This window comes from Pseudovibrio sp. Ad26 (assembly GCF_001623285.1).
GTDB classification, from domain to species: Bacteria; Pseudomonadota; Alphaproteobacteria; order Rhizobiales; family Stappiaceae; genus Pseudovibrio; species Pseudovibrio ascidiaceicola.
Window position 1 is genome coordinate 19,227 of sequence record NZ_LMCE01000007.1, and the last position, 24,878, is coordinate 44,104.

Annotated in this window: 25 protein-coding genes; 2 read left to right on the forward strand and 23 right to left on the reverse strand. The window is 50.4% G+C overall.

The annotated features are described in order from the left end of the window. Positions 1–25: 25 nt before the first annotated feature. From PsAD26_RS29585 to PsAD26_RS01495, 8 genes are all read right to left on the reverse strand, one after another. A complete protein-coding gene (locus PsAD26_RS29585) occupies positions 26–2,383 on the reverse strand; it encodes a VirB4 family type IV secretion system protein (protein ID WP_063308992.1) in 2,358 nt (785 codons plus the stop codon). Next, positions 2,380–2,703 carry a hypothetical protein gene (locus PsAD26_RS01460; protein WP_063308993.1) on the reverse strand — a complete coding sequence of 108 codons (324 nt, stop codon included), beginning with the start codon at positions 2,701–2,703 and terminating at the stop codon, positions 2,380–2,382. Before PsAD26_RS01460 ends, PsAD26_RS29585 begins: the two co-directional genes overlap by 4 nt. A gap of 10 nt (positions 2,704–2,713) precedes the next feature. Then, on the reverse strand, positions 2,714–3,031 hold the full coding sequence (locus PsAD26_RS01465; RefSeq protein WP_063308994.1) for a TrbC/VirB2 family protein: 318 nt from the start codon (positions 3,029–3,031) through the stop codon (positions 2,714–2,716). A gap of 7 nt (positions 3,032–3,038) precedes the next feature. Beyond that, positions 3,039–3,497: a hypothetical protein gene (locus PsAD26_RS01470; protein ID WP_153041435.1), complete on the reverse strand. Its 459-nt coding sequence runs from the start codon at positions 3,495–3,497 to the stop codon at positions 3,039–3,041. Between the two features lie 80 nt (positions 3,498–3,577). Further along, positions 3,578–4,303, reverse strand: a complete 726-nt coding sequence (locus tag PsAD26_RS01475) for a hypothetical protein (RefSeq protein WP_084403532.1) — start codon at positions 4,301–4,303, stop codon at positions 3,578–3,580. A gap of 1,845 nt (positions 4,304–6,148) precedes the next feature. Further along, positions 6,149–6,847 carry a hypothetical protein gene (locus tag PsAD26_RS01485; RefSeq protein ID WP_063308998.1) on the reverse strand — a complete coding sequence of 233 codons (699 nt, stop codon included), beginning with the start codon at positions 6,845–6,847 and terminating at the stop codon, positions 6,149–6,151. Positions 6,848–7,510: 663 nt separating this feature from the next. Then, positions 7,511–8,110: a hypothetical protein gene (locus tag PsAD26_RS01490; protein ID WP_063308999.1), complete on the reverse strand. Its 600-nt coding sequence runs from the start codon at positions 8,108–8,110 to the stop codon at positions 7,511–7,513. Between the two features lie 91 nt (positions 8,111–8,201). Beyond that, positions 8,202–9,608: a DUF3560 domain-containing protein gene (locus tag PsAD26_RS01495; protein WP_244278123.1), complete on the reverse strand. Its 1,407-nt coding sequence runs from the start codon at positions 9,606–9,608 to the stop codon at positions 8,202–8,204. Between the two features lie 207 nt (positions 9,609–9,815). Between PsAD26_RS01495 and PsAD26_RS29595 the strand changes: the two genes are divergently transcribed. Then, positions 9,816–9,974 carry a hypothetical protein gene (locus PsAD26_RS29595; protein WP_193758232.1) on the forward strand — a complete coding sequence of 53 codons (159 nt, stop codon included), beginning with the start codon at positions 9,816–9,818 and terminating at the stop codon, positions 9,972–9,974. Positions 9,975–10,128: 154 nt separating this feature from the next. On the opposite strand, the gene PsAD26_RS01500 is transcribed toward PsAD26_RS29595, so the two are convergent. The 7 genes from PsAD26_RS01500 to PsAD26_RS01530 form a co-directional block, all read right to left on the reverse strand. Next, positions 10,129–10,554 carry a hypothetical protein gene (locus tag PsAD26_RS01500; RefSeq protein WP_063309000.1) on the reverse strand — a complete coding sequence of 142 codons (426 nt, stop codon included), beginning with the start codon at positions 10,552–10,554 and terminating at the stop codon, positions 10,129–10,131. A gap of 125 nt (positions 10,555–10,679) precedes the next feature. Continuing rightward, on the reverse strand, positions 10,680–11,069 hold the full coding sequence (locus PsAD26_RS01505; protein WP_063309001.1) for a hypothetical protein: 390 nt from the start codon (positions 11,067–11,069) through the stop codon (positions 10,680–10,682). 447 nt (positions 11,070–11,516) lie between these two features. Then, positions 11,517–12,065: a hypothetical protein gene (locus PsAD26_RS01510; RefSeq protein WP_063309002.1), complete on the reverse strand. Its 549-nt coding sequence runs from the start codon at positions 12,063–12,065 to the stop codon at positions 11,517–11,519. A gap of 22 nt (positions 12,066–12,087) precedes the next feature. After that, on the reverse strand, positions 12,088–12,543 hold the full coding sequence (locus PsAD26_RS01515) for a hypothetical protein (protein WP_063309003.1): 456 nt from the start codon (positions 12,541–12,543) through the stop codon (positions 12,088–12,090). Between the two features lie 39 nt (positions 12,544–12,582). Next, positions 12,583–13,452, reverse strand: a complete 870-nt coding sequence (locus tag PsAD26_RS01520; protein ID WP_063309004.1) for a hypothetical protein — start codon at positions 13,450–13,452, stop codon at positions 12,583–12,585. A gap of 514 nt (positions 13,453–13,966) precedes the next feature. After that, on the reverse strand, positions 13,967–14,581 hold the full coding sequence (locus PsAD26_RS01525; protein ID WP_084403533.1) for a recombinase family protein: 615 nt from the start codon (positions 14,579–14,581) through the stop codon (positions 13,967–13,969). Between the two features lie 468 nt (positions 14,582–15,049). Beyond that, complete coding sequence (locus PsAD26_RS01530) at positions 15,050–16,261, reverse strand: serine hydrolase (protein WP_063309006.1); 1,212 nt, start codon at positions 16,259–16,261, stop codon at positions 15,050–15,052. Between the two features lie 146 nt (positions 16,262–16,407). On the opposite strand from PsAD26_RS01530, the gene PsAD26_RS29600 reads away from it, so the two are divergent. Next, a complete protein-coding gene (locus tag PsAD26_RS29600; RefSeq protein ID WP_193758233.1) occupies positions 16,408–16,605 on the forward strand; it encodes a hypothetical protein in 198 nt (65 codons plus the stop codon). A 910-nt stretch (positions 16,606–17,515) separates the two neighbouring features. Here PsAD26_RS29600 and PsAD26_RS01545 read toward each other — a convergent pair. The 8 genes from PsAD26_RS01545 to PsAD26_RS01590 form a co-directional block, all read right to left on the reverse strand. Beyond that, positions 17,516–19,078 (reverse strand): TfuA-like protein, encoded by a 1,563-nt coding sequence (locus PsAD26_RS01545; RefSeq protein WP_063309009.1) that lies wholly within the window; start codon positions 19,076–19,078, stop codon positions 17,516–17,518. Continuing rightward, positions 19,075–20,310 (reverse strand): YcaO-like family protein, encoded by a 1,236-nt coding sequence (locus PsAD26_RS01550; RefSeq protein ID WP_063309010.1) that lies wholly within the window; start codon positions 20,308–20,310, stop codon positions 19,075–19,077. Before PsAD26_RS01550 ends, PsAD26_RS01545 begins: the two co-directional genes overlap by 4 nt. Positions 20,311–20,894: 584 nt before the next feature. Further along, positions 20,895–21,284 carry a hypothetical protein gene (locus PsAD26_RS01560; RefSeq protein ID WP_153041437.1) on the reverse strand — a complete coding sequence of 130 codons (390 nt, stop codon included), beginning with the start codon at positions 21,282–21,284 and terminating at the stop codon, positions 20,895–20,897. A 544-nt stretch (positions 21,285–21,828) separates the two neighbouring features. Further along, positions 21,829–22,419 (reverse strand): hypothetical protein, encoded by a 591-nt coding sequence (locus PsAD26_RS01565; protein WP_063309013.1) that lies wholly within the window; start codon positions 22,417–22,419, stop codon positions 21,829–21,831. Further along, positions 22,416–22,916: a DnaJ domain-containing protein gene (locus PsAD26_RS01570; protein ID WP_063287064.1), complete on the reverse strand. Its 501-nt coding sequence runs from the start codon at positions 22,914–22,916 to the stop codon at positions 22,416–22,418. Before PsAD26_RS01570 ends, PsAD26_RS01565 begins: the two co-directional genes overlap by 4 nt. A 256-nt stretch (positions 22,917–23,172) precedes the next feature. After that, complete coding sequence (locus PsAD26_RS01580) at positions 23,173–23,688, reverse strand: hypothetical protein (protein ID WP_063309015.1); 516 nt, start codon at positions 23,686–23,688, stop codon at positions 23,173–23,175. Between the two features lie 77 nt (positions 23,689–23,765). Continuing rightward, positions 23,766–24,230 carry a hypothetical protein gene (locus PsAD26_RS01585; protein WP_063309016.1) on the reverse strand — a complete coding sequence of 155 codons (465 nt, stop codon included), beginning with the start codon at positions 24,228–24,230 and terminating at the stop codon, positions 23,766–23,768. A 15-nt stretch (positions 24,231–24,245) separates the two neighbouring features. Next, a partial coding sequence (locus PsAD26_RS01590) for a hypothetical protein (protein WP_206599981.1) occupies positions 24,246–24,878 on the reverse strand: 633 nt, incomplete at its 5' end.

The following is a 24,878-nucleotide window of genomic DNA, read 5'->3' on the forward strand; positions in this document are numbered from 1 at the left end:
TGATGATTAAGTCCTGCATGTGCCGTTAGACATGAGCGAGCCATTGCTCGCCCCACACGTCCTGAATTTTGCGAAGTTCAGCCATTGGCCCGGTGCCTGAGCGATAAAACCGCAAGGCATCACCCAGGCCAGAGAGATCCACATCAATGATGGTGCTCTCGTTGAAGCCGGAGGCCAGATCACGCTTGACCAGAAGAACCTGACGGCCTCCTGCCAGATCCACCTCACCGCGAATGAAGGCGATCTGATCCTCGCTCAGATTGAACGGCTCAAGGGCTTTATCGCTGCCACCACAGCCAGCCATGAACATAAGGTTCGGGGCGTTGTTGACGATCTTGGCTGAGCCTTCAAACTCCACCAACGCTTCCGGGTTCTGGAAGGCCAGCCCGACAACACCGCCTAGTTTGCGGTATTCCATGAACATCTGCCCGACGAGATGACGGAAGCCTTCATTGCGGAGCAGATTGGCCGCTTCATCGACAAAGATAGAAAAGCCTTTGTGGTTGACCTTGGCGGCTTCATAAATGGCACTGGCAATATGCGTCACAAGCGCAGGACCAAGCAGCGGGTCTTTAAGCGGCTCGGTCATATCAATGCCGACCAGATGGCTTTGCTCCAAAAAGGTGCGAATGCTGTCATGAGGGGCGTTGAAGATGTGGCTATAAGCCCCCTCTCCTTGCCGTTCGTCATGAACCCACCTGGTAAAAGCTCGTTTGATATCTGTATCTGGAGGGAATGCCGTCTTGAAAATGCTGTCGAACGTGCGTTCACCCCTATCCATGACACTTGCAAAGTCGAGCACGTCATTGATCTGGTCGTCCATCTCCTGCACATACTGGTCGCCCAGCATGATCCGCATCATGGTCGCGGCCCGCTGGCGAGCGCTCTTATTGTCAAGATCACAATCAAGCGGGTTAAGGGAGAGCTGGTCAAAGGACTGGTACTGTCCGCCCATGACCTCACTCATGAACCGCGCACCCTCCAGACTGTCAAAGACGTAGTTGCGCACGCCTGCAAACTTGGCGATCCCACCAAGCAGATGCATGATCAGGGTGGATTTACCCGTGCCGGTCGGGGCAAAGATCAGGTAGTGCCCTGCAGCTTGAGGCTTATCTGCAATATGGAACTGGAAGGAATAGTTCTGGCCTGTTGGCGTCTTGAACAGACGCAAAGGACGGTTCCCGAACGGGGAGGAATACATGCCTTCGGGGGAATATTGCAGCGGCCAGAGCGCGGCCACGTTATAGTCCATCAACCGCAGTTTGCGCACCAGCTTGTCTCGTCCGGGCAGGCGGTTAAACCAGCAATTGGCAGCTGGTGCCGTCTCGATCGTATGTTTGACGCGGCGCGTGTTCAAAATCGCCGAGATCTGGTCGAGCACCTCATCCAGCTCTTCTTGTGTGCGCGCTCTGACTGTGAACTGAAGCTGGGTCTGGAACATGGTGTTCGTGCTGTTGGTGAGCGCTTCTGTTGCATGAGAAAGCTCTGTGACCATGGCCCCGGAGGTTAAGAAGCTGTTGAGCTGTTCTGCCTTCTTGCGGGTGTATTCTAAAATGGTCTTTTCTGAACTGAGCGGTACACAGACCTGCATGACTTCCAGCTCTGCAGACAAGGCCAGCACTTTGGAGATCATCAGGCCCGATACACTATCTGGATACTCACTCACGCCAATGGTTTTATGAATGTGTTTGAGCGGGGTCTGGGTGAGGATCGTCCCGTCTTTGTTGATGATCAGATCACAGGCGGGCAGGTTGGCGTTAATAGACCGGCTGACGCGCTTTGCATTGTCCGGCATATGTCCGCACACCAGATAGGTTAGGAACGCGGTTAATTCGCACGGTTCCTCAAGATCCTTTGCCGCCTCAACCGGCGTGACCTGGTAGTTCTCAAACCCGTTAAGAAGCGCCTTGCAATGCTTGTTCAAAGTTTCAAAGGTGGTTGCTTCCAGCAGGATATACCAGCTCATGGAGTAGGCATGCTTGTAAAGCTCCTGCTCTGCTTTGCCGATTTCAGCTAAGGCCGGAGAGGGCCAGTCCGCCTCAAAGGAAATGTCCTTGAGCCGTTTGACGGCCATCAGGCGAAACGCTGATCCGCTTGATCCAAGCTGGTGCAGGATGTTGCTGCGCTGGCGGGCAAGCGTTTCCTGCTGCGCAAAACTCATAGTGTCGTAGGAAACGCCTTTCAGCCTGAACACCCGGAACAAGGTTCCATCTTTAAGGGCAATGGTGGTGCGGTCTTCAAAGAGAACGTCAAAGTCCAGCTCATCTGCAAGCCAGTCCTGCTCAAAACTGCCCTCCCCATCCTGACGCAATACCTTATTGGCGAGCATGGCCGCGCCGCCTGCAAATCCCAGGGTCGCTGCTGTTGAAAGAAGGAGGCTCATTTTGTCTTGCCCTTTGTCGTTGTCTTTGAAGACCCGCCGACGATGAGGCTGCGGGCTTGATTGCCTTTGAAGAAGGTGTGAGGCAGCAACAGTGTTGCCTCACAATGTGCATCCTTGCGGCGCAAGGCGATGGTGAAGGCAAGGGCTGGGGGAATGGAGAAAATGCAGAGAAGCATGACGAGCGGCGGATCAATCACCAGGGTTAAGATTGCGCCCACAAAGAACACTCCACCCAACGCAAGAGCTGCAAACAATGGCGGCATGCCAAAGATGGTCGAGGGTGACTGAAGGTGCCGATAAACGCCGTTCTGCACTCGCATACCCGCCCCCTTAGGCTAGATTAACAAGGGCGCGGATAGCCGTTGGGGCGGCTACAATGATGATAGCTGCGATGACGTAGTTGACCAGTCTCTCCCAGCGCATGCTGCCAGACATGGCCGACCAAGCACCGAAGGCCACCACACCAAGGCCAACGACAACAGCACCGATCTGAACCATGCCGCTTTCAAGGAAGCCGAATGTTGTAACAACTGGGCTTGCCCAGTCCGCGCCGGCAAAGGCGAGCGTCGGATTTAAAAGCAGAACAGCAAAGACAACGAGTTTGACCTCGCGGGAGAGAAACGACTTTGAATTCTTAGATGAGGACATGACAAACCTACTTCATGATCAGATAAAGGGCTCCAACTGACATCCAGTTCAGAGCGGTGAAAAAATACAGAGGCGATGAAAAGCGTTTGATTTTGGATGTGAGATCGCCAAGCTCGTTCGAGAATTGAGCCTGCTGCTTCAAAAGGCCCTCAATTGAGCTTGCCTCAACGTTCTGGCGGATTTGTCCGAGCGTGTCGCTCAAACGCGATAATTCGCCCTGCATCTGCTCAGAAAGGATCTTTGCGCTCTCCCCAACCAGTGCTTTGAGCTTGTCTCGTTCGCCGGATTGTCGGGTTTCAACTTCGCTCAGGAGCACCGACAAATCGGAGGTAAAGACCTCAAACAGCGAATAGAGCATCCAGATCGGATCGTCTGATCCCATGGTTTGACCACCATGTTTTTTGGCGATCAAAGCGCGAACATCCTCAAGCGAGGAGATCTGAGCGCCGCCCAGAGGGGTTGACACTTCCGAATCTATAAAGTCGAAATTTGCCTGATTTTGCTCCGAATCGGGTACTATCGCCGCCATCACATCCTCACCCACGCTTACAAGGCCATGTTTTCGAGTTGCGTGGAGACGTCAGACCAGACCTTTTTGAGCCTTTGACGGGTCATAAGACCGAAATTCTCGTCCAAAATGGCCTCTGAGAAGGTCTTTCGGCGCTCAATCATGGCCTGAATGTCGTGGTTGAAGGAAGAGCCGGTGCGCTGTGCTAAAGTAGGTACAGCGTAAATACGGTCCTGATTTTCCTTAAACAACTTCAGTTCTTCGAATGGCTTACCGTTTTTCTCCGCCCGTCCTGAGTATTCGTTCTTCCAAAGCACGATCTTTTGCTTTGGGAATACTTCAAACAGTTTCTCAATGCAGGACAATGTGGCATCAATCGCCCCTCCCCCGCTAACCACGGAATGGATGGCAATCTCGCACTCATGATCATGCAGGAGGTCCAGCACATCGTTCTCAGCCAGGTATTTGACCAGCGGTAAGAAGGTGGTTGCACCCGTATCAATGACGAAATGTGTCTCATCATCTGATTCGATTATGCCCTCAACAATGGCGTCAAAGCTGCGATGATCGATCTCTGCGTTATCCATCATCTTTATAAGGTTACAGTTGAGTGCTTTATAAGATGAAAGAGTGGGGTTTACTGGATCGGTATCGATGGCAACAAGGTTCCGCCCTTCTTGCCGAAAATACTCACAAAGCAAAATGGAAATAAAACTCTTACCGGCCCCGCCTTTTCCTTGCATTACAAAGTTTACGTATCTCATGTTTGCTTAAACCTATCAGTCGTAATCTTTAATGGAATCGGCCATGGTGAACCGGTTTGTACCCTTAGGTTGAGATGGAGGGGGCGAATCCTGGGGGGTATTGGACCCGCTCCCTCCTGTTTTGGGTGGTGGTACAATGGCACTTCCTGGAGCCAATTCAGGCTTAGGGTTCAAAGCCTTAGCCGCATACTTATAAAAGGTTTTCTTTGCCATATCGATCTTCCCTTCATCACGAAGGGCCTCGAAGATCGTACGAGTAGACACACCTCTCCCGATCTCAGCCTCAACATGCGCACGCACAAGTTGAAATTGAGCTCGGGCATCTCCCCATGGAAGCGCCATTGTTTGACTACCCGCCTGTAAAACGGGTATCCCTGATGTTTAATGTTTGGATAAAGGAATAAGACTCATCTCTGCCCATCGCGTTTCGAGACGAAACACGCTAAGCCTCACATCCATTAGCGGACATGAGATGAGCTGCGACTGAATTATGAGTTGTGGGTTCTCCCTATGCGAGTGCCAAGTCATCTTTGGTACTTGCTAGGCTCTGACGGTTATGGGGGTCCAATTCCTAATCGTCAGAGCCGCATGCCATTTTGCTATGGCAGCAAGTAATGACGTGCATAACGCATCCTTACAACTTTATCTAGTCCTTTTTTGGTCACGATTTCCCAAAGTAAAGCCTTTGTTTTTACTTAAACTTTTACCCATAACATAAAACGGCTGAAATCTTAGAGTTTTGACTCAAAGTTGAGGGAATTCCCCCAGCGTGTTTTCCACAGATAAACTCAACCACAAGTTCCTTTAAATTTGCGCAGCAAAAAGCGTTGAGCACGACAGTGCGAATAAGCTCAATTGTACGGGTTGGGCTCAACTCGTGGAATTTCCGCTAACCGGCTCCGGTTAGCATATCTTGCTAACTTTCACTCGGGGGAACCTTAGAGAATGTTAGAGATATTTGGAGAAACTCGGAGAACCAGTTAGCCAAACGGAGAAACTCAGAGAATATCGGAGAAACTTGGAGAATTCTCCCCGCTAACTTGGGGAATGTCAGAGATACTCGGAGAAATTCGGAGAAATCACCAAAATAGCACATTGCTTGATGAAAACTGAATAGTTGATCAGCTGATGTATGGATTTTCTGTCAAGGCGACATGGAAATGAAAACGAAAAATCCGTTACAGCAGCAACAATCACCAGAGCGCGGAGCATGTGCGAGCTTGCAAAGCTTGCGCGTGCTTCGCGCGACAAGGCGCTTTGTGATCTGTGAGTGCAACGAGCGATCGCAAAGCGCCGCACGCCCCGATCTGACAAGGCGAGTGCGAGGCATCGTGTGCCCTGCAAGGGTGCCGATGCCGAGTGCTCGCCTTGTCAGACGGTTGGCAAGAAAAATGAGCGCAGCGCCAAAGCTGGAAGGCGCAGTGGGATCGGCAGATCCCGCAGAGCCTGGAAGGTTTGGCGCAAGCCCAAAATCACAGCCACTCTGAACAGCGATCCTATTTGATTTTTAGGGAATTTCGGAGTAGTATACCGGAGTGGCAGGGAGAAAATTCCCCCTGCCTGTTTGCTTTCTATCTAAAAGAGACACGGAGACTCAGTAGCCAACTGTTCCGTGTCTTTTTTAGTTTCAGCGTGACAGAAATTGGTAAAAACCACATCTGCTCACCCTCCGGTTTGGGACAAGGCTGTTGCCTCAGTCGGGAGAGCCTATCTTTCCCGATGCGCTGGTTGGCTCAGCGCCGCTGCTTTTGCCCCAAAAGTCTCAACTGCTTGTAGCAGATGCACCCCTTGGTTGCTATGGGTGATCACTCAAGGGCTGAGTGATCCCGTGCTTTTTATCTTTCTTCAGTACACCGCCCATTCAACGTCTTTGCATTCAATGTACTCGTACTTGTACCGCTGTCCCATACAGTCCATGGCCTGCACGCTCCACGCCCCTTCCTTCGCAAGGCGGGTGGAAAGCTCCTTTATCACCTGCGAAAACTCTTCAGCTTGAATGAAGACAAGATTGCCAGCGTATCCGGTTGAGGCAATCTCTTCACATACCGGGCTGATGAGGCAGGCAAATTCTCCCATGCCTGGATCAATGTCGAACTCATGGAAATAATCGTGCTCGTTGCCTTCAGCTTCACACCGGTGCTTGTAGGTGTTGTCGTTCCAGTCCCGTGCACTGACCGACCATGAGTAATCGGAATGGTAACGCTCAGAGAGGATCGCAATCACCTCTTCAAAGGTGCCCGCCTCGATGATCTCCTGATAGTCAATATCAGCTTCCGCGTTCCAGCCCTCACAATGCGTTCCGCTGATGGTGCAGGCAAACTCACCCTGTGACAGGTCCGCTTCCAGCCGTTGGAACACCTCGAACTCATCATCCAAATCATCTTCCTGCTGCGCCTCATCATCCAACATCTGAAAGTACAACTCTGCTTCAGGGTCATGCTGGCGATTTTTGAACTCCAGCTCTTCGCGCTGGTGATCAGCGGAGCTGACAAACAAGTCAGAAAAGAACTCTTTAAGGGTCGTCAGGCTTGGAAGATGCAACATGATTTGTCTCCGTCTTGGTGATGGTCCGTTTCTATTTTCCTTGCCAATAAAACGGGTGAGCGGGAGCTAGTGAGGAGAGAGGCTGTCCATGATCTCCCGCAGCCCAAAGGGCGAGGAAAGATTGTGGTCAGGCGAGTGACGATCTAGCTTTCGTGAGGGCGCGAGCCCTTAAAGCTGCCCCTCAGGTCAAAACGACAGAAAAGAATGATCAGAAGTGCGGCTTGCTGGAAGCTGGCATGTGGTCCGTGCGCGGGGCGCTTGCCAGCTTCCAGCCCTTCTAAGAACATGCGTGAGCTGGATTGTGAGGGCACTGTGGGATCAGCCGATCCCGCTGTGCGCTTGCAAGCCAGATCGCCCCGCTTCAAGAGACATGAACACCAGGCATTAGGATCAGATTTTGTGCAGCAAAAAGCCCGCTAAAAGCGGGCTTAAAAACTAATCTCTAGCGAAACACACCAGCTCCGGTGCCTCGAACAATATAACATGCTGACTTTCGGGCTGTTGTGATAGTAGCTCACAAGGCGCTGGCATCCTGTTTGTGAGCAGTATCCCAGTATCTTCCGCTCATCCTTCTCTAACTCGACGTGTTCCCCTGCAGCCCTTGTCCAGTCTCGCTGCAGGCGTTTTTTCTGACCCTCTGCCCATATCGGTTTCATCATCAAGCTACCGTTCTATACGAATGATTTTGGTGTTCACCCTGGCCGCGCTGAAGGTGTCAGGGCCTAAGGTTTCCATTGTCTCGGCCTCGTCATGTTTGAAAGTAATTGGAACAAGAGCAACAAGAGTTGCCGGTCGGTCGTGGCCGTGCCGTCCAAGCAGATCCAGCGCGGCCTTGATGTGCTGGCGTACTTTGGAAAATGGCGGGTTCATGATGATCCGCGCAAACTCCGCCCTGCCCTGAGCCTCTTGCGCATAGTCTAAAAAGCATCTGTTTGAGACGTTCACACCGTCAATATTTAGCGAAGCGGCAAGCTTGATATGGCGCTCAATCGCGACCAGCTCATAGGGGCTATGACCTGAGGCAAGCAGGGCCTTAATGAGGGCTCCGGTTCCTGCGCTTGGCTCCAACGTCAAATAGTCTCCAACTGGCCCTAAATACTCCACCATGCGAGCTGCAACGTCAGCCGGTGTTACATGGCACTCCGTTGCACTATCAACAATGACAGGAGCGCTCACAACAGGCTGTTTCACGTTAATTTCTGCCGGTCTTTTAACGTCAATCATCATCGGTTTATCTGGTCGGCGGTAGACTGATTTTTTCATTTCTCTATGCCCTTGAGTTGCTTGGTGCTGGTTCGGCCTGGGGGACGTGATCACAGCCCTTTAGCTGTGATCACTGGAAAGGAAGTGGCGCTTATGCCGCTTTGGCTTCCACGACCGGCACGAAGCTTTCAGGAACGGGGTGGGCCTTGCTGTCTGTCAGGAACACAGCAACCCGAGGGGCTTGATAGCGAGGGCCTTTGTAGTTTGGGTCCAGACAGACCTTGAAGCGGAATTTGCCACAAAGAGAAAGGCGGGTGCCGCGCTCCTCATCATGAACCTTTGCGTAGTCCGCCTTGGTCAATTCGATCTGCTCTAAGGTGTTGATTTCGCCGGAATGGTAACGGCTGGGGGACTGCAAGTGCTTCGCCTTGAAGTTCAAAATGGACGGCTTTGCATCCTTCTTGACTGGCACCTCATAACAAACATCGCTCATCAGCTCGGCCCACTCGCTGTTCGTCAGTTCAAGCGTGTCACAGCTCGCGCCGTTTACAAACTGCTTTGGGAGTGGCGCAAGGCTCTTAAGCTGAAAGTTTCCGCTCTGTGTTTTGGTGGCTTTGGGCTTGTCGGCTCCATGGGCGCGGGCGAAGGTCTGAAGCAAGGTTGCTGTAATCTCGCCCTCAAAGCGGCTTACCCCACCAAGCATCTCACTCTCAAAGGCCAGTCGGTTGAGAAGGTGGTCAATCCAGCGGTGGCGGTTGGTGATCTCTAAAGCACGCTTGAATGCTGCGATACGCTGTGAGCGTAATTGTTGCGGGGTGATTTCGCCGTTTTCAAGGCTCTGACGGGCTTTATCACTCACTGTCGAGCCCGTTCTGATAAGCCCCCATTTAGAAAACTTGGTAATTTCTTCGTCACTGGTCATTTTCTCCCAGATCTTCAAAGAAAGCGCATAGTGATTGAGGTCGCTTTGATATTTGCGCAAATCAACAAGCAGCGTTTTGATGCGGTTAGCTCTCACTTTCGGGTTGTTCTTAAAATTGGCGTGGTGCTGAACACTTACGGACTTGTAAAGATAGTGCCTTGCTGCCTTTTGGCTCTCAACACCAAGACGCATGTTGTTATCCATGCGGTCTTTGGTCTTCAGGGCCTTGCGCTCTGAGTGATGGCCCGCAAGGATCGGCTGACCATGCTCAAACATTCTTGACAGCTCATTAGCGCTAGAAAACAGCTCGTCCGCTTTGCGCTCTTTGTTCGCTGCGTACCCTTCCAGCCGCTCGGCCTTCGCTTCTGCGCGTTCTGCAAGCGTGGTGCCTTCCGCTTCAATATCGCCAGCAATCGCAACGCAAAAATCTTCACGCTCTGGGGTCCATATAGGAGCTACAAAAAGGTCTTGTTTAGGTGCCCATTTGAAGCCGTATTGTTTCACGAGGACATAGGTTTCGTCGTCAAAGCGGGTCGCTGCATAAAGGCGAAGTTTGTTGTCTTCCGGGCTGTAGGTCGCCTCTACGCCGTCAACCTGTTCAAGCTCAGCCATGAGTTCAAAATGGGTCTTGGTCATGATGTTGTCTCCGCATCTATGAGGTCCGTTTCTATCTTCCTTGCCAATAAAACGGGTGAGCGGGAGCTAGTGAGGAGAGAGGCTGTCCATGATCTCCCGCAGCCCAGGTGGCGAGGAAGATTGTGGTCAGGCGAGTGACGATCTAGCTTTCGTGAGGGCGTAAGCCCTTAAAGCTGTCCCTCAGGTTAAAACGGCATTGAGGAATGAATGAAGTGCGGCTTGCTGGAAGCTGGCATGTGGTCCGTGCGCGGGGCGCTTGCCAGCCGTAAGCCTAAAGCAAACATGGGTGTTCTGGGTTGCAAGTTCAAAGTGGGATCAGCAGATCCCGCGCAGAGCTTGCGAACCAGGGCGCTCCGCTTCTTGTAACTCTAAAGGCCAGTTGTTCTTGAGGTCTAGAGGACACATTTGAAAAAGAAAAGGGGAGCTTTCGCCCCCAGTCCTATCCAACGGGATATTTGTAACAAGTCCGACCACGTAACTAGCAATCTCTTACGGGTCTTTTGCATGCCAAAAGTTAGCACTACAGCAAATCAAACAAGTCTTTCTGGTGTGTAAGCAACTCATCAACGTAGTTGAGGATCGCAAAGCCATTATAGATATGATTGTGCTTCAAACTGGCACTCACGCAGTAATCACCAATAGATCGGTATGGATCGCGCCTATCATAAAAGACCGCTCCTTGGCGCAATTCACACACCGCTTCGCGGTATCGGCTCAAATCACGTTTTAACTCAGTTAAAGCAGTGGCCTTGATCGCTCTAAGCTCATGTGTGCGCTTGGGCTCTGCGCTCTGGTCAATGCGTTCAATTTCTCCTGCCAGATACCCACGATAACCTGAGGCCATCACGCACCGTTTAATCTGCTTTGGGTAAAGCGGCTTTCCTCCGGTGTGATAAAACCAAGGATGAGAAGGAGCATAGCCCATGCTTTCAAATGTTGCAGTCATGGCAAGAAGAGCCTTTGAAAAAGGGAGGTAAAGAAGGCCGTTTGCCTTCTAACAAGCCGCGTTGATGAAAGAGTTGCGCTGAGACTTACGGGCAAGCCGCAGCGCTTAATCATAGCCCTTGAGTATTAGAACTCAGAGGAACCAAGCACCTCGCCACTTTCGTTAAATGCGGTCCATGTGTTTCCGGCAACATCAAACGCTGAGTTTTTCATCTGCTCCAGTACAAGCGCTGCACCTACCCAAGTTGGTTCTATGTCAGTGGGTTTCTCCTCTTCAAGAAAATCACCGTAAACATAGACGTTGGAGTTCTTCGGAACTGGACCAAAAAAGTTAGATGGTTCAGCCACATCGGTTTTGCTTGTGACAACCAACTCTTGATCTGGTTGTACGGCCCAAACTTTGTTGCAGTGCGCAGTTTGCTCTGTTGGCCCACTTACTTGTCCCAGCACCTTTCCAGACTTCTTGCAGATAAGCTGCGTATACAAAACATTGGTAGCTTCTTCGACTGCAACCATTTCTCTTTCTCCTTAGCTGCCTCACAAGAGGTCCGTTTTCATTTCCCTTGCCAAGCAAACGGGTGAGCGGGAGCTAGTGAGGAGAGAGGCTGTCCACATTCTCCCGCAGCCTGAAAGGCGAGGAAAGATTGTGGTCAGGCGAGTGACGATCTAGCTTTCGTGAGGGCGCAAGCCCTTGCAGCTGGCCCTCAGGTCAAAACGACAGAAAAGAATGATCAGACGTGCGGCTTGCTGGAGGCTGGCATGTGGGGGGTGCGGCCACCGCTTGCCTGCTTCCAGCCCTTCAGTAGACATGAGTGAGCTGGATTGTGAGGGCACTGTGGGATCAGCCGATCCCGCTGTGCGCTTGCAAGCCAGATCGCCCCGCTCTCAGATCACTGAAACTGGAAACCTAGCCAAAACGAAAAAGGGAGCTTGCGCTCCCCTCCTCTGCCGCTTTCCTCACACCTACTCGGGATCGTCATGAGAGTAGGCATACAAGCTCTCATCAATCGGTCCATCACAATCAAAGAGAATGTGGGAGCAGTCCTGCGCCCATGCAGCCGTGAGGCAGCTAAGCAAATCAATGGGAAGCTTCTCGCCGCTGTAGTCGTAATCCTTACTGGCAGAGACAAACAAACCGTTCATGAGGTTGCCGCCATAGAGCGGGAATGTCTCAGGCGTCTTCTCGCCAAGCATTGCAAGCGTTTTGGGGGATAGGTGAGCGGTCGATAGATCGAGAACAGATAAGACGTTCGAAGTCCGGCTCAACGGCTGCTCCTGCGGCTGACCTGGGGCCTTATCAATTTCACAGACAATCGCACTTGGATCTTCAAGATAGTGATGAGTGGCTTCCATGTGCTGATCCATCATCTCAAGCATCAAAGATGGAAGCTCTCTGCCAAAATCACACCCTTGAGGGCTGTCGTCCGGGTGAAACATCAAGTCTGCTTTATGCAGTTCAATCAGAAAGGTGATTGCGGTTAGGGAGCAAGTCGGCTTTGTGAAGTTGTACATGGGGTGTCTCTGGATCTGTGCGTTAGAAAAGGCTTGGCTGCTGGTAGCCGATCGGGCTCGCTTCAACTTGCTGCCGATGGGCCGCTGCCTTACTGGAGAGCTTGTGTGTTGGGATGTGAGCAAGACTGGCCGTTGTCTGCTGCCACTCGGCAAGCCCTGCCTTGCTCATATGGCGCAAAATGGCCTGCTTTAACTCATGATCGGTTTCACTGAGGCGCATGAGAGCTGCAACGACAAAAGCTCCATCATACATTTCAAAGCAGTTATCAAAGGCGCGGCTGTCTTCTCCAAGGCAGAACCCTTCCCGCGCATAATTCACCCGCTGCTTAAAGGTCGTGTTTTGCGGGTTGGTCAGGCGCTTCCAAGCCCTGGCACAGTAATAATCGCCCATATCATCAACCTTCCGCTCATTGGCTGGCCCATGAAACGTCTTGCATCCCTCGCAATACCAGTTTGGTGCATCTTGCTTCGTTTTCATATTCTCAGATCTCCTGTTCAAACTGGCCCCGTATCCCCCTCAAAAGAGGGAGAGTTGAGCGGTTGGGGCTACGTTGGAGAGTGCGGCAAGAGGAGGAAGGCAAACCGGCTCCACGGGCACAACAGGAGGTGCTGGAACTGGTGTGGTAGTAAGCTGGACTTCCTCTACCGGACACGGTGAAAAGTCGATCAGGGCCACCTCACACAGCGGGGAAACACCTTTCCAGCTTTTGCGGTAGACGGCGGTATCAATCCCCACGCCTGCCGTCATTTCAAAACCCTGTTTAGCTGCAAACTTGCCGCCTGCGCTGGTTGGTGTCTGGCGATGGCACTGCACACCAGAATAAGCAAAGCTGGCGGAATTCTGGGGAATGATAAATGTCCCCTCATCTGCAAGTTTTGAGGCAATATCTATAACATGATGTTCAAACAGCCCGCCTTTATAGCTTGGGCCATTGCCTGAGCGCGGCACCTTGCCAAAGGGCGGGTTGCTGATCGCCTGATCAAACCGGCCAAGGTTGAGCTCTTCCCACTCAAACACATCAGCACAAATCCAGGTCGCCTCAGGAAGCAGTTTCTTTCCAACGGCCACATAAGCGGGGTTGCGTTCAATGCACACGATTTCCGGCGCTCTGCCGTTGTGCTCCTTCAAGCGGTGGTAGACTGCAAAGGACAGCATTCCAATGCCGGCACAAAGATCAATGATCCGGTGGCCGCCACAGTCAAATGAGAAATCAAAAGCCAGATCCCAAGGGGTGAAAAACGCACCACGGGAGCCGTTTTCAAACTCAGCGCCTTCATGCCAGTTTTGAAAAACAAAATCCTTGTCGTTCTCGTTGAGCACGTCTTTGTTAAGGAGTTCCACTGCTTGTGCGTGGCGCTTTGCTTCTGCTTTGGTGAGTTTAGCCATTGTTCTTGCTCCCTGTGAGGTCCGTTTCATTTCCCTTGTCTTTAAAACGGGTGTGCGGGAGCTGGTGAGGAGAGAGGCTGTCCATGATCTCCCGGAGCCGCCAGGTGAGGAAGATTGTGGTCAGGCGAGTGACGAACTAGCTTTCGTGAGGGCGTAAGCCCTTGTAGCTGGTCCTCAGGTCAAAACGACAGAAAAGAAAGAAGAAAGTGCAACCCAGCACGAAGGACAGTCACCGTATGGCAGAGACAGACTGCCTAAGGCACTTAGCAAGGCTTGGCGCTGTGGTGGCTCAGGAAGAGACAACGCGGCTCCTTTGCCGCGCTTAGTGGTGTGGTAGTTTGGCTCTGTAAGCGCCGAGAGGCGCGTTGACCGGCCTGACCCGTCAGGGGCGTGTCCAATTACCAATCAAACCAAAGCGATAGTGCCAATGCTGACACTGAGGACCATAGAAACCCAAACAACCCCGAACTTTCGGGCGTTTCCATCATGGGTTGATCTGATTTGAATGGAGGGCTTAATTTTGCTCCCTCTTCCCAAACATAATTTCCCGCAACTCATCACGGGGGATATTGGCGAAGGCATCGAGTTTCGATGTCTTCGGTTCTAACAAACTGTAAATCGTGGCACGTGAAACGCTGAAGGTGGCCGCTATCTGTGAGATGGTCTTGCCTGAAGCCTTCATTTCAACAGCTTCAAGCTGCTGCTCTTCGCTCAGCTTAGACGGTCGCCCCTGCTTCCTCTTCGCCTTCTCAATCGCCAATGCCCGCCGCTCATCATCCAGCCCGCGACCAAAGCCAACAAACGCCGCCATAACCTGAAACACACCTGGGTTTTCCAGTGTGTTTAGTCCCTCACGAAGAACCACCACATCAACGCCGAGCACTTGACATTTAACGAAGAATTCAGCTAAATCCCGTTGATATTCCGCGATACGGTCCAAAGAGCAAAATACCAACACATCACCCGCAACAGCCTCTTGCATCAGCCTATCAAGCTCAGGCTTCAGGAAGGAGCGCCGCGAAATTCCCTCATCAACGCGGAAGGTTTCGCAGTTTGCGGCTCGCAACTCTTCCATCTGGTCATCTCTGGTGTGTTCGTTTTTGTCGGTTCTTATATAGCCATGTATCATTTCGAATACCCAGGTGTAGGAAAAAATCAATTTCAAATATTTTACTACACTTCATTAGTGCGTATTAAAAGATTGCAATTACATATTTTCCGACGTTCTCCATTTTAAACGCCTGAGTGCGTTTGCGGCACTATAGAGCCAAAAGGGGTATGCTCTGTGAGTAATAGAGCCTCATACTGAAATGACGCCCAATGATCCGAAGTTGCCTGTCAACGCGGTTCGATTTCATATTTGAAGTCTGGACTTTGCTGACGTTCGCTGCGGCGTAGAGAACTGGAAGTGAGTATGGCTACGTCAAGATGCGTCGGGCCAACACCGGACATTGGAGCGTTTCCATCAACGGTTGAGATCGTTCGCAACGGGGGATTACGAGCACTGCTGAGAGATACTAGAGATTGGTTTTGATAAGTCATCAGCACCTTGGGACTATTCTCGGAGAGCGAATAAGTCTCACACCGATAAGCTACTCTATTCTCGTGCGGCAACGACTAACGATATTAGCTGTTTGAACTCGCGCCGCGAGATAAAGCGATGCTCGATGCAATACTCGGTTTCACGGGCAGCGGGTTCGCGGCATGAGAGAATAAGCTGCATTATCGCCTCTTCTCCGGTCATTTTTTCACTACGGGTCAGGGGTATAAATCGCTTCAGGAAATCGGTGGTGTCTGACTGGTGGATGATGACCGTATTCCATTTTGGGATCACTATGAGCGCCTGATTTCCCAGCCCCCATGCCCAGAAAGTCCCCTCAGGCAGACCAGTCTCTTCTTCGGGTATCCACCACAGATATCCATGCCCGTTTCGCAGCCCACCAAAGCCTGTTTCAGTGAAATCGGCTGTAATGAGGTCTATCCAGTTTTCTGCAAGAATGTGTTGTCTGCCAGCAAGTCCGCGATTGAGATAGAGATTTCCAACTCTTGCAAGGTCACGCGAAGACATTTTGAACATCGCCGCCCTATGCTCAGACTGCTGAGGATCAAAGGTATAAAACACGGCGGAGCGTTCAAAATCTTGCATTCCGACTGGTTGTGCTATCCCGATATCAAACGCCTCTGCAACCTCGGAGCCTGTTGTATTCTCAAAAACAGTAGTCAGCGCGTTATAATCCCAGTTGTTGTAAGCCCAGATAGTACCTGGCTGGTTTTCTGTGTGTCCCAAACGCCTGTCGATATCTGCTTGCAGACTACCCGATGCGGCAGCCGGGTGGTTAATACCTGAAACACTTTGCAGCAAATGACGCACGGTTGTCTGTCGCTGCAACTCCGTCAGCGAAACCGGGGCGTCATCAATTCCCAGCTCCAGAAGTGTGGCATCAAGGCGCAGTTCGTTTTTAGGCGAAGCCAGTTGCTGGCCGAATAGAGCGCTTAGAAGAGATTTTCTTATAGAATGAATACTGTAGGGTTTTGAAAGATCACCGAAGGCACCAACTCTTTGACCATCGGTGATGATCATGAAGGAATCTGTGCTTAAACTAGCAGCGTATTTGAAAACTACATCCAGCCCTTTTGCATCCCAACCCAAATTCTTGATTTTAGTTGCGTCAAGTTGAGTCACGTCCAAACTTCGGGTGGGCCGCGCTTGACGTCCTAGTCCACGTTCTCCGGTCTGTATGAGATAAGTCAGCACGGATGCAGCAATCAGTACGAAGGCTAGCACAATTAACAGATAACGGCGATTCATGCTAAGTACACTCCCAAAAATTCAGTCCTTGAAATTCAAATTCCAGCCACCTACAAGACATGTCCCCGTGCTCCAAGGCCTGTAAATGATGCCGACGTTGCGATGAAATCACTTAGGGTGGCACTAGTCACAGTAGCGAGTGTAACATGCTTTCCTTGGTTGATAGCACTGCTAGGAACAAGAAGTACCGTTGGCAATGTGGACATATGAACTGGAAAGGCACAGATTTTGCCGTGATCCGTGGCAGGCGCGATGATCTGGGGCCAACAGCCCATAACTGGAGTGTCGGGCCAACTGCGGACCTTTGGATGGTTCAATCAAAAGCTGAACTTGCTCGATTGTAGGCTTTCGCAGAGTATGTATAGAAGACTCAACTTATCTGACACCGCTGCTTTTCCAGAGAACTGGATCAGCAGCGGTGCAACTCTTGCAAGAGAGTGTGGTTCTCGGTTTTATTGGTGTTGCAAACCAACCCTAAAACGAAGGCAAACCACAATGTTGAATACTACTGACAAGATCATCAAACACAAAACCGGATTGTTGAATCTGGCTGAATAGCTGGGCAATGTTTCCCAAACCTGCCAGGTTGGAGATGTTAGCGTGTGGTATGCCTGCTGAAACAAGGTCAGCCACACGACTATTCTGCTTGACCCCACGTTTATGCAAGGACTTAATCTTCGCGGCAGAAAGTTTGTAGCAATGGCCTTAAGGTACAATGAGAATGTCTCGGCTCATGTGAAATCTCCCTTAATCGTCCAAAGCGTCCATGTTCAATAGAAAGCAAGTACCCATCATTGAGTTGCAAACACCATCACCTGGTAGGTTGGGGATGCTAGCGAGTGGTACTCCTGCCGATACAAGGTCGGCTACACGACTGTTCTGCTTGACCCCACGTTTATGCAAGGACTTAATCTTCGCGGCAGAAAGTTCGTAGCAATGACCTTGATGTGCAATGATGATATCTCGGCTCATGTGAAATCTCCCTTAATCGTCCAAAGCGTCCATGTTCAATAGAAAGCAAGTAGCCATCATTGAGTTGCAAACACCATCACCTGGTAGGTTGGGGATGCTAGCGAGCGGTACTCCTGCCGATACGAGGTCGGCTACACGACTGTTCTGCTTGACCCCATGTTTATGCAAGGACTTAATCTTCGCGGCAGAAAGTTCGTAGCAATGACCTTGATGTGCAATGATGATGTCTCGACTCATGTGAAATTTCCTTATTTACTTTAATTGTACAGGCATCCATGTTCATTAAATCCCTTTAACCAGATCAATATTCAGCAATATGGCCTGCTCATTTACTCGAGTGGGATGGTCTATCTTAGCAATTGTCGCGCCATTCGTGATGAGACTTGCAATACTCTCGTTTTCTATAATCGGACTGGAAGGGAGGGATTTCCAATCTTCTTCTGAGATATGATAGTATTCCCCATCCAAAGCGATCAACATATCTCGATCGTAATCATCAAATACAAAATCGGATTCTATCGCTTTTTCCTCTTCTTTCCGTTGATATTTGTATTCCCTAAATATAGATGCAATGAATGCTTGACGGTGATCGAGATCGAGCGAACGAATATGGGCGTTAAGATGAAGCGGCATGCTGGTACCAAGATGTTTTGTGAAATACCACTCTAACAGATCGTCAGAAGATAGGCCTGAGGTTGCAGCTTCTGCCTCCGACAGACCATTCTTCGCCAGATATTCACGCTTGTCCTCGGCACGCATTTTAAGCTTCCCAAAGATTCCCATGTCACGCAACGTATCAGGCAGCGCTCGGACTATGTCAGCACGCAACAGTCCCCTTACCGTATCAAGTCGTTGGTGCTTTTCTATAAATGTCTGGAAAGTGTCTTCGTTCAGTCCCTGTTCCGACATCCAGTTAATAATATCTTGCGGCTGAACAATATTGCGGCACACAAGATATTCGGCAAATTTGCGCTCAAACTCATCCGGTTTCGCTGTTACATGTGCCCTTGCGGCTTCACGTTCCCCCAGAACTTGGGCCATAGTCATTTCAACAGCAGTCTTGTACGTATTCGGCTCTAACCTAAGCTCTTCTAGAAGCTCTTCATAGGACAACGCATCAGCTGCGGGCTCAATCTGACGTACCATACGTTCCCAGGTGTCTGTATGAGCAAATGCAAACTGGGCTTGGTAGTTATCCGGTTCCTGACTGGCACATTCCGCTATATCGTGAAGCATCTGAAGCGCATCTTCACGTTTCGCTTCAACACGCCCTGTTCGTAACCAAAGACGAAAGGGATCGCATTCTTTTGCGGTTAACTTGGTATCCTGAAAAACAAGATCATATGACCGTTGCGAAAAATGTAGGGATTTTGCCGCTACTAGAAACGCCTCCGCGAATTCACCATTAACCACCCCTTCATCTTCGGCTTTTTTCAAAGTGGCGCGAATATCGACCATAGCATTCGAAAGGGGAGGGTAACCGATTTCTGCCGGCCCATGTACGATGGCGACTTCATCATCATCTTCAATTTGACCATCTCTGTAGGCTTCAAACACGGAACCCACACCCACCATTCCGAATTTGTGTAACTCGGCAGCACGCAGCGCACCCATGCTCGATGCGCCAAACACGCGCACACCTTGGCTCATCGCATAAAGTATTTCTTTGTGCCAGACTGCAGGTATACGCTCGAAATAACCGTCAATGATACCGATCAGGCGGGCGCCATTTGCGACTGCTCGATATATATCTCCCTGAGAAGCAGGTGCTCTATACTCCGATTCAAGTATTCCTCTTGCTGTAGAAATAGGAAGTGTTGGACCTAGAAAAACAACCGTCTTCATGCAGCTTCTCCCGTCAGAGTTTTTTGCTGGGCTTGTGCCCTACGGCCAACAACATAACCGGGTGCATCATGAATACCTTCCAGTCCTGGTATAATTACCTTCACCACCTCGATGCTTGGTATCCGCCCATCCAGATCAACGGTGACAACCTCTCTCAAACCAACTGCACGCAACAGATCAATTTGTAGTTCAACATCCGCTTCAAAGGAATCTGTCTCAAAGGTCGGGACATTCCCAAAATTAATAGATGGGGCTGTCGTAGGTTTATCGATCCACGTGAGATATTTATTTACCCTTTCAGGCTCTCGCATGGAAAGATACACGTCGCGATGCGCATCATCACGAGCACCCGAAATAAATGTCAGGCGAGTTTGCGCCGCCTCGGTTAGAGCCCTGAGTAATGCAATCTCGCGATTAACATGACAACCGCTACCTTCACTATAATAGTGCCGTCCAAGATGGTTGAGGGTACGGTCCGCCATAACACAAGCGAACGTGGGCAAACCTATATCACTCGTAACTGACCAGACACCAACCGCCTGTCCTCCGGCTTCTAACATTTCAATGATCCGACAACAGTCCGGATCCCGAACTGTTGTCAGATCAAGACGGTTATTAGGATTCGATGGACCGCCTCGCAACGCCCAGAGGGCCATGCAATCTCGCTCGACAACCTCGGAAATCGCATGACTTACCGCTTCGAACCACGTGTTGCCACTCGCCAGGCCGTTTGTGCTTATTTGGAAGTTTCCGCTTCCACTGGGCAACGGCAATGTGAAGTTCGAATGTACGGATTCATAAGGTACCCATTTTTCGTCGTCACCTGAGAGATCCTTGCCAGCTATCCAAAGAATTGGCATATGATCATGAAACCGGCTACTGCTCTTGGCAGGGAGGCTTTCAACATTGATTACAGCTACCTCCTCGGAAATTTCACTATAACTTGCGAGGCGCAGAGGCTTTTTTATGTGTTCCGCGTGCCAAATCTCGACGCCCTCCATGATTCCTGAGACCTTGGCGGCTAAATCATTCATTCCCTTACCCTGAGATACTGAAACAGAACGGGCGTTGGGGCGGTATACTGCAAAAACAGGCACGCCTATGCGGTCAAGTCCAGTGATATTGGCGACCCGGGTAATCCCAAAACTATCCAAGTGAGGTAAAACACGTTCTAACGTGACTGACGGTGCAACTGTCCGATGCATTCCCTCGCGGTAAGATTTATCTGTCATGTGCTTCCGACATAGGTCCAACTGTGATTCTACCTAGATATATCACAGGTGAAATCTACAAAATACCTGACACCTTATTGGCCCTTAGTATTGTTACATTCGCCCTGTTTGTCGTCGACACTAGGCGGACAGATCTGTTGATTTGAGTAAAGGAGTGTTTTGGCCATGATCACGACAACAAACAACGTGGATGAAACTAACTTGAAGTTGCATACGTCGCAACAATTTGGTTGACAGCCGAACGTACGAACGACGGCTCTGGTCACTCAGCAACAGGCTGTCCAAAATCGACCTATAGTTGAAGTCACTTCCTAGCCGGATGTGCCTAGATTTGAGTTGAATGTCCGCAAATGGTCAAAAATTACGGTTCGACTGTAGGCTCACAGCAGCGCTGAACAAGAAAATCCTACGTTTTTCTTGTAGCCCAAGAGCAAGCCTGAACAGTGCGGGTTGAACATAAGAAAACCCGTTGCGAAAAGCATCGCAAGGTTGCTTCATGCCTCTGGTCTTTTCTTGTGGGCACTCGTCAGGCAGGCCCCTAATCAGAGACGCTAATATGGCATTCTCAAGCAGCACGATTCCACTTAAAACCGCTCTTCATCCTTAGCAAACGTGACAACACGAGCTGAGATATTGCGAAGCTTCAACTCTTCGACAAACGCCTTGCAACCCGCTTCATAGACACATTGCGATTTGTAAGGCAGTCCCAGCAACAGCGAGACTTTCCATTCTCCTGTACTCATGGCCTCCCCTACGCCTTTGACTTTTAAAAGGCGCACAAACGGGGCATTGAGATCAGCAAAAACAACATGGGCTCCACCTTCCTCAAAATAATCGCCGTTCTGTTCGACAAACTCCAACGTGGCTTCCAATGAAGCATCCCAAGCTGCCTCCAGCACCTCAGAAAATGAGATGACTTCAGCGCGGTTAATTGCTGACTGCTTTGTTGGAAATGTGAGGATCTTGGCATTCATGTTGTGCTCCCTTGTGATCAAGAGACTTGAACGGCTTGCAAAAACCATGATGTTCATTCCGTCTCAATGAGGTCCGTTTCATTTCCCTTGCCAAACAAACGGGTGTGCGGGAGCTAGTGAGAAGAGAGGCTGTCCATAGTCTCCCGCAGCCCTAAGGGCGAGGAAGATTGTGGTCAGGAGAGCGACGATCTAGGTCACGTGAGGGCGTGAGCCCTTAAAACTGTCCCTCAGGCCAAAACGACAGAAAAAAATGATCAGAACTTCGGCTTGCTGGAAGCTGGCATGTGTTGGGTGCGGCCATCGCTTGCCAGCTTCCAGCCCATCAACAAACATGAGTGAGCTGGTTTGTAAGTTCGAAGTGGGATCTGTTGATCCCGCGAAGGGCTTGCAAGCCAGGGCACGCCGCTTTCACACTTCCCCAGATGAAGACTTTGGAGAGAGTGTGCGTCGTGGGATCGGCAGATCCCGCAGAGCACCGGCCTGCGCACGGCTTAATTCCAAATCAGGCAATAAGGCTGGTAGAAGCCTCCCTGCCCTCCCCGCTTCAGGAGGTATTCAGGAAGGCGATGAGCTGCTCCATCTTCTCCAAAGACAGATGTTGAATCTCCAGATCACAATAAGCGCTGTCAGGCCGGATCTCGAAAGCACCGCGAGCACTGCAATCAAAGCTTTGAATAGCCTTGCGCAAACTGTACCTGCCGTGAATATTTACATGCGCTTCTGATGGAGCTGCCCGCTTGATCGCTTCTGCAACCTTGCGCTTTTTATCGTGATGATCAGCAATCGCCGCCAGTGCCTTAAAGGCCAGCGGGAACGCTGGCTCTGTGATGTGACGGTTGATCTCCTTCAGGATTTGCTCAGGATGGGATGCAAACCGGTCAGGCGCAAACGTTCGCCGTAAGGCTGGCTGCTCTCCCCAGGGAGCATATTCTTTCAGATTGCGCCAATAGTGACTGTCTCCCAAATCATGCCGCAGGCTGGCATTGGCCCGAATGCGGCCGCGCTCATTCATAAAGCTGATCACCAAGGCTCCCATGGGAGCCTCAACCGTGACAAGGTGGCCTTGGGAGAGGATTGTCCCCTCCCCCTCAAACAGCATTCTCGCGACCGGTAAAACCGTTTCTTCCAGTGTCATGCCGCCGCTCCAAGTGCATAGTTACGGCGACTAGGACGAGACGGGCGCGTACTGCCATGTGCGTCCCTGATATCATCCATTGAATAGGTGCCACGGCTGCGAGACTTCCATCCGGACGGGCGATAATTCCACTTCTGCTTTTTCTTGGCATATTTGAAGCCTGCCTGTTTCAGGGTCTCTTTATGTTCTCGGGTATTTCCACCAACCCACACCCATGCACCACAGATTTCAATTTCCAGCCCATCCAGATCAATAATGGCGTTGATCGCCGCGTTGAGTTCTTCGCCGTAATTACAATCGCTGCCCTCTTGGGTCTGTGTGCTGGTCGCATCGCGCAGCACATCAAAGGCAGCGTTAACAAGCTTCATCATCTCAGCCCCAGCCGGATTCAGGTCTGGATGGTATTTCTTGGCAGCACCCTTGTAGGCGGATTTGATTTCATCCTGTGATGCACCTGAAGAAAGTCCGAGGATGGAAAGGGCGTCTGAGATTTTCATGATGTTTGCTCCGTCTCTGGAAGGTCCGTTTCTACTTTCCTTGCCAATAAAACGGGTGAGCGGGAGCTGGTGAGGAGGGAGGCTGTCCATGATCTCCCGGAGCCGCAAGGTGAGGAAGATTGTGGTCAGGAGAGAGACGATCTAGTTCGCGTGAGGGCGCAAGCCCTGCTGAAGCGTCTCAGATCAAAACGACAGAAAGGATGGGAGGAATTAGCTGATTGCGCTCAAAACGTCAGGGAAGAGTACCCAGCGACACTCATTGCTCTATGAGCGGCCAGAGCACGGAGTGCACGGAGTGCACGGAATTGCGAGAAACCTGCGTCTCATCAAATCGCACTGGTTTGTCATGAAGGCGCAAGGCAGATAGCAAGACCCATGCTCCTCCCGGTGACTGCCCGAGCTTCAGCACTGTCAGCAAGTCTGGGTTTGGTAATAATTTTGGATTGGTCATTTGGGCAGACAGGCTGGTCACATCAGATTCCAGATCAAGATTATTGATGGCTTCCCACGCCTTCAGCACGCCTTTCCATGTTGTGCCCTCACACCATGAGAGTGCCATGGCTGAAACCGGTGTCCAGCCAGCACCATCGCCAATCAGCGCCCACTTTCTGGCGGGAAATGCTTGCAGCTCTTTCAGATATACTGAGTTTTCTGTATCTCTTAGTGGGTGCAGGTCTTCGTTCACATGGCTACATTTCAAGCGCCAGTTCTCCAGCTCGACATGTAGCCCTGTCCAGATCTCAATTGGCGTAAAAGCTTGATCTTTATGCATTACTAGATCACTTGACAGGAGGTATTAAACATAGGGATAGGGATTGGCATTCGTGCGGCCAGCTGTTTATTCTGGAACTACTCTAGCCCCATTTCTTGCATAAGATCGTGATCATGGAACTCGCCATCCAATCCAATACGTCTACACAGTTCATCATCACTACAATCAAATGGAAAGCGGACGATTTCTCCATACTCATTCACGAATATCAGTTTTCCATTTAGCTCTGGAAAGTCTTTTCGGAGTTGATCGCAGAACATATATGCAGCTTCGATTGTCGTTGGAGGACGAGAAAACGAAATTGTGCGATTACTTCTATACATAATATTCATTCGCACATTTGGTTTCTTTATGCTCTCCATCTTAATTTCGTCATCTACACTTCCGTCATTGTACTGTTGTTTTTTTGACGATGAAATGTTCCACTTCTTACTCAACCAACTTGATAACGAGGTGCTATCACTAAAAATTACTATTCCATCTCGAATAACAGATAGCATGCTTGGGTCATAAAGCTTGTCGTAATTTTCAAAATGCAACACTAATCAATCCTTTACTTATGCTATATCGCCATATTCTGATGGATCGTAATTCCACCAATCGTCTTCAGGATTAATCCTTGGAGGACGAGCAGGGTCATCATTCCCAAATTCGTTTTGCGCCTTGCAAGCATTTCGCATCGGCACATGCTCAATCATTCCCTCAATATCTTTCGACTCGTATAGTTCCATATAAAATGGAAGTAACGCAGGATGACTAATCGCTGTATAAAGTCCGATGTTCCAACAAGGTTTTCCAGGTGCATCAGGATTTTTTGTTATTATGCCATATCGTGTATATTCATCTTCATCTTGTTTCCGAATATCAACGTGCATCCAGAATTGTGAATACTCACCATTTGATTTTCTGACTTTTGGAGATCTGCTAGCGTTTTTGGCATATTTTGCGTCACCGAGCCAGCAACGATCCGGGTAGCTCATATCAGCATCAATTTCCTCTTTCCCGCCGCTGCAATGGAACTCGCTGCGAGTTTGAAAAATGCAGTATTGATACCCCCACCCCCTCATTTTTGCATCACGATCTACCCAAGGAAGATCCGGCCTCATTCTCCCATCAGTGACTCTATTCGGCAGTTCCACGGCCCAGAGAGGGAACTTATGCGGCTCACAGCAATTGCGCCGGGGGCGGAC

What these genes read in the sequence shown, in the direction of transcription:
- PsAD26_RS01560 (WP_153041437.1), bottom strand. Translation starts at nt 21,284, where the DNA reads ATGAATGCCAAGATCCTCACATTTCCAACAAAGCAGTCAGCAATTAAC.
- PsAD26_RS01565 (WP_063309013.1), bottom strand. Translation starts at nt 22,419, where the DNA reads ATGACACTGGAAGAAACGGTTTTACCGGTCGCGAGAATGCTGTTTGAG.
- PsAD26_RS01510 (WP_063309002.1), bottom strand. Translation starts at nt 12,065, where the DNA reads ATGTACAACTTCACAAAGCCGACTTGCTCCCTAACCGCAATCACCTTT.
- PsAD26_RS29595 (WP_193758232.1), top strand. Translation starts at nt 9,816, where the DNA reads ATGAAGTGCGGCTTGCTGGAAGCTGGCATGTGGTCCGTGCGCGGGGCG.
- PsAD26_RS01500 (WP_063309000.1), bottom strand. Translation starts at nt 10,554, where the DNA reads ATGACTGCAACATTTGAAAGCATGGGCTATGCTCCTTCTCATCCTTGG.
- PsAD26_RS01475 (WP_084403532.1), bottom strand. Translation starts at nt 4,303, where the DNA reads ATGAGATACGTAAACTTTGTAATGCAAGGAAAAGGCGGGGCCGGTAAG.
- PsAD26_RS01530 (WP_063309006.1), bottom strand. Translation starts at nt 16,261, where the DNA reads ATGAATCGCCGTTATCTGTTAATTGTGCTAGCCTTCGTACTGATTGCT.
- PsAD26_RS01460 (WP_063308993.1), bottom strand. Translation starts at nt 2,703, where the DNA reads ATGCGAGTGCAGAACGGCGTTTATCGGCACCTTCAGTCACCCTCGACC.
- PsAD26_RS01545 (WP_063309009.1), bottom strand. Translation starts at nt 19,078, where the DNA reads ATGAAGACGGTTGTTTTTCTAGGTCCAACACTTCCTATTTCTACAGCA.
- PsAD26_RS29600 (WP_193758233.1), top strand. Translation starts at nt 16,408, where the DNA reads ATGCTTTCCTTGGTTGATAGCACTGCTAGGAACAAGAAGTACCGTTGG.
- PsAD26_RS01580 (WP_063309015.1), bottom strand. Translation starts at nt 23,688, where the DNA reads ATGCATAAAGATCAAGCTTTTACGCCAATTGAGATCTGGACAGGGCTA.
- PsAD26_RS29585 (WP_063308992.1), bottom strand. Translation starts at nt 2,383, where the DNA reads ATGAGCCTCCTTCTTTCAACAGCAGCGACCCTGGGATTTGCAGGCGGC.
- PsAD26_RS01485 (WP_063308998.1), bottom strand. Translation starts at nt 6,847, where the DNA reads ATGTTGCATCTTCCAAGCCTGACGACCCTTAAAGAGTTCTTTTCTGAC.
- PsAD26_RS01465 (WP_063308994.1), bottom strand. Translation starts at nt 3,031, where the DNA reads ATGTCCTCATCTAAGAATTCAAAGTCGTTTCTCTCCCGCGAGGTCAAA.
- PsAD26_RS01525 (WP_084403533.1), bottom strand. Translation starts at nt 14,581, where the DNA reads ATGATACATGGCTATATAAGAACCGACAAAAACGAACACACCAGAGAT.
- PsAD26_RS01550 (WP_063309010.1), bottom strand. Translation starts at nt 20,310, where the DNA reads ATGACAGATAAATCTTACCGCGAGGGAATGCATCGGACAGTTGCACCG.
- PsAD26_RS01490 (WP_063308999.1), bottom strand. Translation starts at nt 8,110, where the DNA reads ATGAAAAAATCAGTCTACCGCCGACCAGATAAACCGATGATGATTGAC.
- PsAD26_RS01520 (WP_063309004.1), bottom strand. Translation starts at nt 13,452, where the DNA reads ATGGCTAAACTCACCAAAGCAGAAGCAAAGCGCCACGCACAAGCAGTG.
- PsAD26_RS01505 (WP_063309001.1), bottom strand. Translation starts at nt 11,069, where the DNA reads ATGGTTGCAGTCGAAGAAGCTACCAATGTTTTGTATACGCAGCTTATC.
- PsAD26_RS01515 (WP_063309003.1), bottom strand. Translation starts at nt 12,543, where the DNA reads ATGAAAACGAAGCAAGATGCACCAAACTGGTATTGCGAGGGATGCAAG.
- PsAD26_RS01495 (WP_244278123.1), bottom strand. Translation starts at nt 9,608, where the DNA reads ATGACCAAGACCCATTTTGAACTCATGGCTGAGCTTGAACAGGTTGAC.
- PsAD26_RS01570 (WP_063287064.1), bottom strand. Translation starts at nt 22,916, where the DNA reads ATGAAAATCTCAGACGCCCTTTCCATCCTCGGACTTTCTTCAGGTGCA.